The organism is Streptomyces sp. NPDC051567 (assembly GCF_044454165.1).
Lineage (GTDB): Bacteria > Actinomycetota > Actinomycetes > Streptomycetales > Streptomycetaceae > Streptomyces.
This window is the reverse complement of the sequence record NZ_JBITDK010000006.1, coordinates 43763-56462: the sequence shown is the minus strand read 5'-3', so window position 1 is coordinate 56462 and position 12700 is coordinate 43763. Positions and strand designations below refer to the sequence as shown.

The following is a 12700-nucleotide window of genomic DNA, read 5'->3' as shown; positions in this document are numbered from 1 at the left end:
CGGACCGGCCCCGGGGTCAGGTGCGGAAGGGACCGGTCACCTCGTAGGTGATCCCGCCGGACGACGAACCGCTCGTGCCGCGCTGGCTGGAGAAGTACAGCCGGGAACCGTCCGGGGAGAAGGCCGGTCCGGTGATCTCCGACGACGACTGGCCCTTGATCCGGAGGAAGGGCGCAACCACGCCGTCCGGTGTGATCACGCAGATGTCCATGGTGCCGCCGTCCTCGGCGACGAACAGGTCACCGGAGGAGGAGCCGGTGATGTTGTCGACCCCGGTCAGCGGGGCGTCCCCGTCGACCAGGGAGTCGTCGTAGGCCAGTTCGTACGTGTCGTTGGTGAGGTTCAGCTGCCAGACCCGGTTGTCGCCCTTGGTGGTGAACCACACCTTGTCGTCGGCGTAGTGGCAGCCCTCTCCCCCGTCGAACTTCTTCGCACCCGGCACCTGGCTGCGGGTCGCCTTCGACGAGCCGGCCGGGTCGGGGACGTCCGCCCAGCCGAAGCGGCCGGAGGTGGCGGTGGGGGCGGTGAGCACCTGGAGCCTGCCCAAGGACAGGTCACCCCAGGTGGTGGGGGTGAACCGGTACAGGCAGCCGTTCGACTCGTCCTCGGTCAGGTAGACCGCCTTGCGCACCGGGTCGGCAGCGGCGGCCTCGTGTTTGAACCGGCCCATCGCGTCCCGCCGTACGGCCGGGTTCTTCCCCCAGGGATCGGCTTCGTAGACGTAGCCCCGGCTGACCTCCTCGCAGGACAGCCAGGTGTTCCACGGGGTCCGCCCGCCCGCGCAGTTCTGCCGGGTGTCCGACAGGATGCGGTGGGCGCCCGTGACCGTCCCCGTCGACGAGAAGCGCACCGCGCCCGCTCCGCCGCCCGGGGTCACCTCCGCGTTGGAGACGTAGATCCACCCGTTGCCGTCCGCGTAGCACGCGCCGCCGTCGGGCGCGTCGTGCCAGGTGTACGAGGTGGAGCCGACCCGCTGGCCGGAGCGGGCGACGACCCGGCTGGTGAACCCGGCCGGCAGGAGGATGCCGTTGGCGTCGGCGGGCCGCAGCGCGCCGTAGGGGCCCGCGCCGGGCTGCGCGGGGGCGGCGAGGGCGGCGCCCCGCCAGAGGGAGCCGCCGAAGGTGGCTGTCGACGTGCCGATGACCGCCGTGCGTAGGAAGGTGCGACGTTCCATGGACCGCTCCAGGAGGCTGGTGACCGGCCCGCCGCGCCGGTCGGCGGGCGGGTCCCACGACCAGGGAACATACGCGTCCGCCATGGCCTTGGGGCCAACGCGGGATGACGTGCGGCGGTCGGGCGCGGGCGCGCCCGCTCGGGTACGGGCGTGCCCGACCTCCCTCCGCTCCCGGAGCGTCACCGGCTTCCGTACCGGGACCACCGGGACAGCCGGGGCCACCGGGACGGCAGGAACCGCCCGGCGGGCGCCGCCTCCGCGTCTCCGCGTCCACCGGCACCGTACCCCCGGCGATCGTGGAACGGCCGTCGCCACGGCAGGTCCGGCCCGGTGACGGCGCCGAACGGGGTGCACACCGCCGGGGCCGTACCGTCCCCGTCGCCTCAGCGCTCCGCGAGGGCCTCGGCGACGGCCACGGCGGCCCCGGTGGAACAGATCAGGGAGCCTGCGGTCATGACGGCCAGGAAGATCCAGGCGACCACGCCGCCGGGGGCGTCGGGGCGCGGGCCCAGACGGATCGGTACCTGCCCGCCCGGATCACGGGTCACCTGCACGTACGCGCCCACCTGCGGCGCCCGCGCCCCCTTCAGCTGGAGACGCTCCACCGCGCCGGAACCACCCGTACCACCCGCACTGTCCGGGCCGCCCGTACTGTCCGGGCCGCCCGGGTTGCCCGCGCCGCCCGGGAGTGACACGTCGATCGCGGTGACCTCGTTCTGGACACCGGCCCACGGGTCGGACGTACGGACCCACTGCACCACGGTGGCCTGCGCGGTCACGCCCCGGTCGTGCATCATCTGGTCGTCACGCATGTCGATCCGGACGTAGACGAACACCAGCCACGCCAGGTGCACGACGAGCATCGCCGTCGCCAGGACGGGGGCGTCCTGCTTGACCAGCCACACGATGCCCACCCACATGAACAGCACCGTGCCGATGAACAGCAGGGCGGCCCTCCAGTCGCCGCGCCCCTGCCACACGGCCCACGCGGAACCGTAGACCGCGGCGGGGAAACCCACCAGCACCAGCACCCCCGCGCCGACCGAGAACACCCTCGCCACCAATGTGACCACCCCCACCCGGCCGACCCCCGACCACCGTCCCCAGGACATACCCCGTCCCGGCGGGGTACATCCCGGGGCGCGGCCCCCCGGCACACGCGGTTTACGAGGGCAGGCCGCCGTACGGCACGGTGATGAGTTCCATGGCGTGGCCGGCCGGGTCCATGAAGTACACGCCGCGTCCGCCGTCGTGGTGGTTGATCGTGCCGGGGTGCTTCCGGTGCGGGTCGGCGTAGTGCTCGATGCCGCGCCGGGTGATCCGCGCGTACGCCGCGTCGAACTCCGCCTCGGAGACCAGGAAGGCGTAGTGCTGCGGGGTGATCTTGTCCGCGGGGATCGTGGCGAAGTCCAGCGTGACGCCGTTGCTCAGACCGACCGCGACGAACGGACCCCACTCGGCGGTGATCTCAAGGCCCAGCAGGTCCGTGAAGAACTCCGCGGACTCCCGGTTGTCCCGGGCATGGACGATCGTGTGGTTCAACTCGACTGACAAGGAATGCCTCCGAAGGCATCTCCCGACACCTCCATGCCTCACCCGACCGGTGACCGACACGCGATGTCACCTTCCATCCTAGGCCGTTCCGGCCGTCGATGGCAGCGGGGACGGATCTCGTATCGCACGATCCCCGTCCCCCGCCTTCCCCCCGCCTTCCTCCCCCGCTCACGGCGAGCGGCCTCCGGGCCCGTCGTCGGGTCCCGGAGGCCGGTGTCCGCGGTGGACGCGGGTGCGGGTGCAGGTCCGGCCACGGGTGCGGCCACGGGTGCGGGTGGGCTGCTTGTCCGGGTTGCCTGTCCGGGTTGCCTGTCCGGTGCTACGTGTCCGGGCTACTTGTTCAGGAAGCCGTCGCGCAGCCGCATCTCGTCGTAGGTGTTCTTGTCGTAGTCGTCCGAGTAGGTCAGCGACAGCCGGCCGTTCGGTGCCAGCGAGACCGCGGGGTCGCTCTGGTGGCCGCCCGTGACCACGTTCATCCGGGTCGCGGGCAGACGGCTGCCGGTCGTGGTGGTGCCGTCGGCGTCGACGGCGGCGTCGGGGCGACGGTTCGCCCCGGCGGCGCCGGCATTGATGGTGCTGACCTGGACGTCCCGGAAGCGGATGAGAGGTCGCGGTGGTCACCGCTCTCGTACACGACGGCCAGGTAGGTGCCGCTCGCGGTGCCGTTCGAGGCCGTCGCGCCGGCGTGCTGGTCCCCGGCCGCGGAGACGTTCACCCGGGAGTAGTGCTGGGGCGAGCTGCCGTACTTCGCGGCGTCGATGTCGACGGCGGCGGTGCGCAGCTTGTCGAAGTTGTCGACGTACGCCTGGTAGATCACCGCGTCGTCGACGCGGAGCAGTACCCTCGTCGTTGTTCCGCAGCGCGCCCATCGTCCAGTTGTACGAGCCGGTGTAGACGTTGCGGATCTGCTTGCCCTGGGCGTCCGTCCACTCGGTGAGCAGGTACTTCGAGTGGACGGTGCCCCGGTTGCAGGAGGCGCCGTTCTTGTAGCGGCAGCCGCCGGGACGCATGCTGTACGCGACGACGTCGAGGTTGGTCAGATCGTTGATGCCGTTGTTGTCGCCGCTCTCGTGGAAGTCGCGGGCGACGACGTCCACGGTGCAGCGGGCCTTCCGCTTGGTCTCAAGCGCCTCGTAGATCGCGGGACGGGTGAGGCGTTGGTCCAGCGCGGCCGAGGCGATCCGGATGCGCCCGCCGGCGGCGCAGTCCACCTTGTTGATGTGGTGGGCGACGATGTCGGCGTTCTGGTAGCGATCCCGGTCCGCCTCCTCATTGCGCGGGAAGAGGATGGCCTCGACCGGTGCGGTCGGGTCGTCACCGGTGGGGTCGTACATGGTGAGTACGTTGTCGCCGGCGTGGTTGACCTGGTTGGTGAAGGCCATCCGGTAGCGGGAGGCCAGCTTGGCGTTGCCGGCCACGGTGATCGCGTTGTTCAACTCACCGTCCTGGCCGCCCGCCATGTTCTGCGAGGACTGCCAGACCACGTTCTCGCGCCCGTCCCTCAGGGAGTCGAGCACGACGTACTTGTTGTGGCTGATGGCCCGGTCGTCTGCCACGGGCTCGTTGCCCAGACAGCTGTTGGCGCAGACCGTGAGCGAGCTGTTGCCCTTGAGCTTCGCTTCGAGTGTCCGGCCAGGCAAGAGGAGACCCTCAAGCCGACCCCCAAGGCACCATATTCCAGACGGTAGTTGTCCGAAATGTGCTGTACCTGTGTGGCCATCTGTCCGGCCGGACCGTGTCGGTGGAGGGTGAGATCCATCCGTCCGGGTGGTCACGGTCCCGCCCGCACGCCTCCGTCCGCGTACGGAGGTAGCTTGCCCGGTGACTCGCCGTGACCTGCTGCGCTCCTCCGAAGGACAAGGACTCCGATGACCATCCCCGCCCTGGACCACTCGACGACCCGCCACTCCCTCCCGCACGCCTACTGGATGGCGCGGGCCGCCGGGCTGGCCTCGCTGGACCGGGACGGCATCGAGGCCCAGGCCGCCGCCTGGGGGTTCGGGGAGGTCCGGCACTACGAGTCGGCCCACCGGATGCCGTTCCCCGTCGAGGACACCCAGGCGTACACCATGGCCGACGACCGCATGATCATCACCGGTTTCCGGGGCACCGAGGTCCTGAAGATCTACGACTGGCTCACCGACGTCAGCACCCCGCCCGTCCCCGGACCGGCGAACAAGGGCTTCGTCCACTACGGCTTCCACCAGGCCCTGCAATCCGTCTACCCCCAGATCCGCGACACCGTCCAGGAACTGCGCACCCATGGGCAGACCGTCTGGTTCACCGGCCACAGTCTCGGCGGCGCCCTCGCCATGCTGGCCGGTGCCCGGCTGTACTTCGAGGCTCCACGGCTGCTGCCCGACGGCGTCTACACCTTCGGCCAGCCCCGCACCTGCGAACGGCTCCTCGCCGACGCCCACGACACCGCCTTCAAGGACCGCTGTCACCGCTTCGTCAACAACAACGACATCGTCCCCCACCTCCCGCCCGAGCCGGTCTTCACCCACGTCGACGCGCTCCGCTACTTCGACGCCGACGGGAAGCTCCACGAGAGCATGCCCCTGATCGCCAAGCTGAAGGACCGGGTCAAGGGGGTGCGCGCCGACCTGTTGGCCCCCGAGACCGATGCCGTCAAGGACCACCACCTACGGAACTACCTCGCCGCGTTCGAGAAGAACCTGATCAAGGCCTGATCAAGGCCTGAGCTGGACCTGAGCTGGACCTGATCAAGGTCGGCTGCGCACCGCCCCATCTGCCGTGGGCACGGGCACGGGTGGAGCCGTACGAAGGCCCTCGGCGCGGGGTGTTGCCGAGGGCCCGCGCGCGGGAAAACCGGTTGCGCGGATACTTAGGGTGTTGATGTGACCAAGATCGATATCCGCACATGGCAGGCCGTCCACGCCGCCGACTTCGCCGTACCGCCGACGCCGGGCCTCACCGTGCTCGTGGACGAGCTCGCAGCCGCCCTGCGCGACCCGGACCCCGAGATACGGGACGGTTACCCGTACGTGGTGCTGCGGACCTGGATACGGCGGGACGTGATCGGCGCGGAGCTGCGCGCCGGGCTGGGCGCGGTGATGACCTCGCGGTTCGGGGACGCGGAGATCCAGGCCCGGACGTTCGCCCCGCTCGTCCTGGAGATGATCGTCAGCCAGGGGGACTTCGATCCGGACTGGCTGGCGGCGTTCTCCCGCTGGTACCCGGCGGAGACCGACCTCCGCGGCCACGACCCGGTACTGGGGTGGCTGCACGCGGGCGCGCACGGCGCGGACCTGCTCGGGGCCTTCGGCTGTCATCCGGACGTACGGCCCGCCCAGATGCTCGGCCTGGCCGCCGCGCGGCTGCTGGCCCCCACGGACCACGTCTTCGCGGAGCAGGAGGACGACCGGCTCGCCAACGCCGTCTCCCGCGTGCTCCTGCGGCCGGACCTGAGCGAGGCGGACGCCGTGGCCTGGCTGGCGCCGGTCGAAGCGGACTTCGCCGCGACGCCTTCCGGCCCGGCGCCCGCGCACACCTCTAACTGCATGCGCACGCTGCGGGCCCTCTACGTCCTGGCCGACCTGGGCGTGCGCCTCGGCGAAGACTCCGCTCGGACGCCGCTGCCGCACCGTGAGGCGGTGAAGCGGAGGCTGGCCGAGGTGCTGTCCCTGGTCAAGCACGGCTGATGCCGGCCCGGTCGGGCCGGGCCGGGCGGGGATTCCGTGACGACGAGGACCGACCGGCCGACCGGCCGACCACTGACGTAGGTGGCGCGCGTCTACGGCCCAAGCTGATGAGAACCCCCTGGTCAGGTGAGTCCGGCCCGGGAGTGCTGCTCCGGGGTGGGGGTTGGGCTGTTCGGCGGGGGTGGCGGTTTGGTGGCGGCAAGGTTGCAGGAAGCGAGGTGCCGGGTGTTCCGCCGGGCCGGTGTGGTCCGTGCTCCGGTGGCGCCCCTCCCGCGCCGGGTCGTTCCCGTGCCCGCCGGGTGGTCCTCGTATCCGTGTGGCCCGTGGGTCCGTGGTCCGGTGACGGACCGTGGCACCCCGGTCTGGAGGTGTCCGCCGATGAGTGTGTCCCCGTACGTTCCCCCGTACATGTCTCCGCACATGTCCCCCGGCCGGTACCGGAGGCGGCGCCGACTGCCCATGGCCCGGGCGTACTGTCCCTGCTCGCCCTCGCCGTACCAGCGGGCCTGACACCCGCCCACGCCACCGGCCCCACCCCGCACGCACCCCCGCACACCCGGGCGGCTTCCGGACAGCAGGAGTTCACCACGAACGAACAGTTCACGGTCCCGGCGGGGGTGACCTCGCTGACCGTCTACCTGTGGGCTTCGGGCGGCGAGGGCGGAGCGTCGAGCGGTGGGGCGGCGGTGGAGGCGGGGGTGGTGGAGGTGGCAAAGGCGGCGAGAACGGCAAGATCGGCGGCAAGGGCGGAGCGGGCGGCCAGGGCGGCACCGCGGGCACCGGAGGCAGCGGCGGAGGCGGAGGCAAGGGCGGGCGCGGCGTCCTCCCCGACGACCAGACCGCCGGCGCCTCCGGAGCCTCGGGCACCACGGGCACCACGGGCACCACGGGCGCAACTGCCGGAAGGCCCGGCGGCGGATACGCCGTCCTCACCTGGTAGCCGAACCCACGGGTAGCCGAACCCACGGGTGGCCGGACCTCCGCCCTCCCGGGACCGTGCCGAAGCCTTGAGCGGCCGGTGCGGTCCCGGCCGTCGCCGTGCGCCCCGAGGGCGTCCGCTCCTACGCGCGCGGGGAGATCCTCAGGGGGCCGCTGCGCTCCGTCGCCTACGCGGCCCTCGCCGCCGCGCGCGACGTCGGAGATCCGGCGGCCACAGCCGCCGCCCGCGCTGCGGGCTATGCGGCGGCGACCCCTTACATCCATCCCCTGGCCACCCCTCACCAGGCGAAACACGCCCTTGGGCCCGTGATGTACGTGGCGCGCGCCCGTGAAATCGCGGCGGGCGACGACACCGGCATCGGCGACGAGGAGATCCGGTGGGCGATCGAGCACGCCCCGGCGGCCGTTCGCGGGATCGTGCGGCGGATGCCGGTCTTCAGCCCTGGTCGCAGCCGACTGGACGCGCTCCGCCACCAGCTCGACGCAGCCCTTCGCCGCTGACCGGCGAAGGGCACACCAGTCGGAGAACGTTCATCCGAACAGGTGATTACTCCCCGGATCGGATTCGAGGCCGTGACTTTTCCGCCGGTCAGATAGATACACCGGTCAATAGCCCCACGACGAACAGGTGGACGAACCAACATGAAAGCCAAGCTCGCCCTCACCCTCCTCGGTTCCGCGTTACTGACCGCCGCGCTCCCCGCCACCATCGCGTCCGCGGACGAGGCCCACACGGACTCGCACAACGGCGTCACCCTGATCTCGATCGGCCAGATCGACGACCCGATGGAGGACGTGCTGGAACACGCGGCCATCTTCGGCGAGACCTCCGTCCAGGACTGAGGACCGTTCTCCGGGCTCAGATCCGGAGCGGGCCTCACCAGGCCGAGCGGGCCGCAGCGACACCGAGTCGATGGTGACGGCGGCCCGGCGGGACACCGGCCCACGGGAAGGAACTCCCGTGGGCCGGGCGCCGGTCGGACCGCTACACGCTGTCCGTCACCAGGTCACCAAGTCACCAGGTCAGCAGGACGTAGCCTGTGCCGCCGCCTGTGGCGTCCGAGCCCGACGTGCCCGCGCTGCCGCTGCCGCCGGGGGTCTGGTCCGGGCCTTCGGGCTGGTCACCGTGGCCACCCCGGCCCCCGGCTCCGCCGTTGCCGCCCGCTCCACCCGCGCCGCCGAACCCTGTTCCGGGTGGTGGGGCGAAGGGGCCCGAGGGCGGGACGGCGATCGCGGCGGCTCCGGCTCCTCCCGTGCCGCCGTTGCCGCCGGGGTCCCCGTAGCCGGGCTTCCCCACGCCCCCGTCGCCTCCGGCGGTGCCTCCCGCACCGCCGGACCCGGGGGTTCCGGCACTGCCGGGGGTACCGGCGAGGACGGTCACCTTCGTGCCGGTGCATCTGCTGGCCGACGCCCCCTGACCGCCTCTTCCGGGAGCCGCGGCCGGGCCGGCGGCGCCGCCTCCGCCCCCGGCACCACCCCGCTCGCCGAGTTTTCCGTTCTCACCCCCGCCACCGCCACCGCCCCGGGGGCCACCTCCCGCACCCGTCCCCGTCGAGCCCGCGTTCACGCTCACGGACTGGCTCCCACTGCGCACCCCGGTGAAGAAACCTCGCTCGGAGGGTCCCCCGGCCCCGCCCTGGGTTCCGAAGGCACCGGGACCTCCGCTGACGAACGTGGAACCCGCGAGACCGCCCGCGCCACCGGAGCCCGCGCCACCGCCGACCCCGGGTCTCCCTCCTCTGCCCACCCCGATGAGCATCGGCGCACCTGGCGTCACCTTGATGGTGCACTGCGTGTAGCCGCCGCTGCCCCCGGACCCGCCGCCGCTCCCGCCACTGCCGCCGGCGCCGCTCCCCCCGCCACCGCCACCGACCGGATTCGCCACCCCGAACGGGGACTCACCGCCTCCGCCCCCACCCCCGCCACCTCCTCCCGCGCCTCCGGCGCCACCCCCGCCACCGGGCCCCCAGACGTACACGGTCATCTCCGTCACCTCTGCCGGGACCGTGTACGTCACGGAGCTCACGGTGAAACCCTGCTGCCCGTGCGGTACGGCGGTCCGGGCATGGGAGGGCGCGGCGTCCACGGCCATCGGGACGGCCGCCAGCGCGAGCACGGCGACAGCCGCGTGCAGCCTCGGCGAGACCGGCAGAAGCGGCAGAACCGGCCTGGCCCGGCCCGGTGAAGAGAACAGCATCATCGACATCCTTCTCCTGGGTCTCCGGTGCCGCCCTCCCGCCCCCTCCCGCTTCCTGCCGGGTCCGGGGCGTCACCGGAGATCGCCGTACGAGGTTCCCCCCGGGGCAGCCGGCTTCAACCGACTCCAACCGACTTCGGCCGCATCCTGCCCTCCCCGATCCGCGCACGAGGTCCCGTACGGGATACCGGAGCGTGTTGCGGAACGGATTGACCCGTACGGCAGGCCTCGCCCCTCCTGCCGCACCCACGGCCGGGGCACTCCCTCCCTTGAGATTTCCCTCCGGGTTGTCTTCGGGTTTCCTCCGGGTTCCCTATGGGTCTTCGTCCGGGTTCCCGGGATTCACTTCGGGTGGACCGACCTATTCCCATTCCTGTAATCGTCGTGTCACTATGCGTATATCGGGTGCCGGTCTCCGCGGACGGGTCTCACCTCACTTCCGTGGGGGTGGCCGTCTGCCCCGCGCCGCACCGGTCGAGCCCTGCACCACGCCCTCGAACAGACTCCGGTCGCCCCACCGCACCACCGGTCGGGGCCCGTATCCGGAAGCGCCGCAGACGCGGCGGACTTCCCTGCCGGAGCACCGACACCGTCCACCGGCCGGACGATCACCCGCCGGACCACCAGGAGAGAAACCCGCCGCCCGCAGCAGCCGCGCCGTACGCGGTGGCGGGAGCGTGCGACCGGCAGGCCGCGTCGACACCGAGGTCCCGAAGGCCCCACGGCCCCCGGACATCACGTCGGCATCTCCGAGCGGCACACCCAGCGGATCGACTTCCCCTGCCAGAAAGGGAGTTCGGACCATGACCAGCCAACCGAGCGGTTTCCAGCGGATCACCGGGATGTGAGCACGTTGACCAACATCGTGAACCTGTACTGCAGGACCAACGCGGCCACCTACGACGGCAGCGGCAACGCGACCCTGACCATCACCGTCGGCAACTTCAGCAGCGTGGCCGCCACCGGCCCCGTCTCCCTGAAGGTGATCACCCCGTTCTACGCCAACGTCAACGCCCTCCCGACCGTCTCCGGGGCCACCTCCAGCTGGCTCTACCAGAACACCGCGGACGACGTGCCCTCCATCATCCAGGTCTCGTTCTCCGGCTTCCCCGCCAACTCCAGCCAGACCGTCTCCGTGTCCTTCTCCCTGAACTCGAACGCGCCCAACCTCCCGCCCTTCGGGCGGGCCATCTTCACCACCGACGCGGCCAACACCACCGACCAGGACAGCGACCTGACCCGCAACGTCTGGCTGTTCCTGTTCGTCCGCTCAAGCCTGGGCACACCCACCGCGGGCAACACCAACCTGTACTACACCAGCCCGCAGACCCCGCTGATCGCCGGAAGCGGGACCAGCGCCGTCCCGTTCAACTTCTACAACGGGGCGGGCACCCTCCTCAGCGGCACCGGCCACCCCTCGCACTTCACCTTCTCCACCCCCTTCTACACAGGGGTGCCGTCCGCCGGGCGGCCGTCCGGGTTCACCGCGCTGTACGAGAACAACGACCCCGCCATCCCCTCCGTCTACCAGCTCGCCGTACCCGCAGGAGTCGGACTCCTCGGACCCACCGTCCCCACCACCATCAACATCCCCTTCCAGGTGCAGACCGGCGCCCCACGGCTGCTCACCCAGTCGTCGGCCATCGTCGTCCCCACCTCGACCGACACACAGGGCGACTTCTCCACCGCCCACCACCGCTTCGGCATCCTCTCCGTCGCCGCCGGCGCCGTCTAGCCGAACCGTACGCACCACGGGAGACCAGAGCATGACCAGCCAGTTCATCATTCGCCAGCGGATCACCGGGATGTGAGCACGTTGACCAACATCGTGAACCTGTACTGCAGGACGGACCCGGCCACCTATGACGGCAGCGGCAACGCGACCCTGACCATCACCGTCGGCAACTTCAGCAGCGTGGCCGCCACCGGCCCCGTCTCCCTGAAGGTGATCACCCCGTTCTACGCCAACGTCAACGCCCTCCCGACCGTCTCCGGGGCCACCTCCAGCTGGCTCTACCAGAACACCGCCGTCGACGTGCCCTCCATCATCCAGGTCGCGTTCTCCGGCTTCCCCGCCAACTCCAGCCAGACCATCTCGGTGTCGCTGAGCCTCGCCTCCGGCGCCCCCAACATCCCCTCGTTCGGGCGGGCCATCTTCACCACCGACGCGGCCAACACCACCGATCAGGACAGCGACCTGACCCGCAACGTCTGGCCGTTCCTGTTCGTCCGCGCGAGCCTGGGCACACCCACCGCGGGCAACACCAACCTGTACTTCACCACCCCCCAGATCCCCCTGGTCGCGGGCGGGAGCGCGGCCTACCTCCCGTTCAGCTTCTACAACGGGGCGGGCACCCTCCTCAGCGGCACCGACTGCCCCGCGCGCTTCACGTTCGCCACGCCCTTCTACACACGGGTCACCTCGGCCGGGCGGCCGTCCGGGTTCACCGCGCTGTACGAGAACAACGACCCCGCCATCCCCTCCGTCTACCAGCTCGCCGTACCCGCAGGAGTCGGACTCCTCGGACCCACCGTCCCCACCACCATCAACATCCCCTTCCAGGTGCAGACCGGCGCCCCGAGGGACCTCATCCCCACGACCGCCATCGTCGTCCCCACCGGCACCGACACCCAGGGCGACCTCTCGACCGCCCTCACCCGCTTCGACATCCTGTCCAGCGTCAACACCGCCGTGTAGACCCCGCTGCCGTGCGGACCTCCGCTGCCGCACACCGCTCGTGGTGCCGGGCCACCGGCACCACGAGCGGCGGCGCGCCACCACCGCAGGTCACAGGCGGCCGCGATCCACCAGTGGCCCGCCAGTGGTCCACAGATGGTGCGACGGGCGGGGCCCGGCCGGACCGATGCCCACCCGTCTGGCACGCGTCCACGGGCCGATCGCCGTGAACAGCGCCCCTCGCCGTCGCGCCTACGTCTCATTCACCCCGTCCGCCCGCCGCCCACCGGGGGACGCCCGGACCGATTGCCCTGACTCTTCATCACATCCGGGCACCGGACCGGGGCCCGTCTGGCGGCAACGCCGCCCACACCCCCACCACCGCCTCCGCCTCCGTTTCCCTCACCGTCTCCGACACCGCCGGGACCGGGCTGCCGGGAGGGCCGGACGTCCCGTGGTCCACTGGTTCCCGCACCACCGGCCGGAACCGTTCC

General features: G+C 71.4%; 13 protein-coding genes. 7 read left to right on the top strand and 6 right to left on the bottom strand.

Translation table 11 applies throughout. The features are described from left to right. Positions 1–16: 16 nt before the first annotated feature. The 5 genes from ACIA5F_RS09395 to ACIA5F_RS09375 form a co-directional block, all read right to left on the bottom strand. Positions 17–1174 carry an alkaline phosphatase PhoX gene (locus tag ACIA5F_RS09395; RefSeq protein WP_399350910.1) on the bottom strand — a complete coding sequence of 386 codons (1158 nt, stop codon included), beginning with the start codon at positions 1172–1174 and terminating at the stop codon, positions 17–19. A gap of 383 nt (positions 1175–1557) precedes the next feature. After that, positions 1558–2286: a hypothetical protein gene (locus ACIA5F_RS09390; protein WP_399350908.1), complete on the bottom strand. Its 729-nt coding sequence runs from the start codon at positions 2284–2286 to the stop codon at positions 1558–1560. Positions 2287–2338: 52 nt separating this feature from the next. Then, positions 2339–2728, bottom strand: a complete 390-nt coding sequence (locus tag ACIA5F_RS09385; RefSeq protein WP_399350906.1) for a VOC family protein — start codon at positions 2726–2728, stop codon at positions 2339–2341. 332 nt (positions 2729–3060) lie between these two features. Beyond that, a complete protein-coding gene (locus ACIA5F_RS09380) occupies positions 3061–3204 on the bottom strand; it encodes a hypothetical protein (RefSeq protein ID WP_399350904.1) in 144 nt (47 codons plus the stop codon). Positions 3205–3345: 141 nt separating this feature from the next. Then, a complete protein-coding gene (locus tag ACIA5F_RS09375) occupies positions 3346–4368 on the bottom strand; it encodes a hypothetical protein (protein ID WP_399350902.1) in 1023 nt (340 codons plus the stop codon). Positions 4369–4596: 228 nt separating this feature from the next. Here ACIA5F_RS09375 and ACIA5F_RS09370 point away from each other — a divergent pair, with 228 nt between their 5' ends. The 5 genes from ACIA5F_RS09370 (at position 4597) to ACIA5F_RS09350 (ending at position 8175) form a co-directional block, all read left to right on the top strand. Next, the gene (locus tag ACIA5F_RS09370) at positions 4597–5421 is read left to right on the top strand and encodes a lipase family protein (RefSeq protein ID WP_399350900.1); all 825 of its coding nucleotides are present in this window, start codon (positions 4597–4599) and stop codon (positions 5419–5421) included. 168 nt (positions 5422–5589) lie between these two features. After that, entirely contained in the window at positions 5590–6393 is an 804-nt protein-coding gene (locus tag ACIA5F_RS09365; RefSeq protein WP_399350898.1) for a DUF2785 domain-containing protein, read from the top strand. A 640-nt stretch (positions 6394–7033) separates the two neighbouring features. After that, complete coding sequence (locus ACIA5F_RS09360; RefSeq protein ID WP_399350896.1) at positions 7034–7333, top strand: hypothetical protein; 300 nt, start codon at positions 7034–7036, stop codon at positions 7331–7333. Between the two features lie 98 nt (positions 7334–7431). Continuing rightward, positions 7432–7833: a putative immunity protein gene (locus ACIA5F_RS09355; protein WP_399350894.1), complete on the top strand. Its 402-nt coding sequence runs from the start codon at positions 7432–7434 to the stop codon at positions 7831–7833. Between the two features lie 141 nt (positions 7834–7974). Continuing rightward, complete coding sequence (locus ACIA5F_RS09350; RefSeq protein WP_399350892.1) at positions 7975–8175, top strand: hypothetical protein; 201 nt, start codon at positions 7975–7977, stop codon at positions 8173–8175. Between the two features lie 172 nt (positions 8176–8347). Here the strand turns inward: ACIA5F_RS09350 and ACIA5F_RS09345 are convergent, their stop codons facing one another. Further along, positions 8348–8629: a hypothetical protein gene (locus ACIA5F_RS09345; protein WP_399350890.1), complete on the bottom strand. Its 282-nt coding sequence runs from the start codon at positions 8627–8629 to the stop codon at positions 8348–8350. Between the two features lie 1744 nt (positions 8630–10373). Here ACIA5F_RS09345 and ACIA5F_RS09340 point away from each other — a divergent pair. Together ACIA5F_RS09340 and ACIA5F_RS09335 are read left to right on the top strand one after the other, a co-directional pair. Next, complete coding sequence (locus tag ACIA5F_RS09340; protein WP_399350888.1) at positions 10374–11264, top strand: hypothetical protein; 891 nt, start codon at positions 10374–10376, stop codon at positions 11262–11264. A gap of 72 nt (positions 11265–11336) precedes the next feature. Beyond that, complete coding sequence (locus ACIA5F_RS09335; RefSeq protein ID WP_399350886.1) at positions 11337–12227, top strand: hypothetical protein; 891 nt, start codon at positions 11337–11339, stop codon at positions 12225–12227. Positions 12228–12700: the final 473 nt, after the last annotated feature.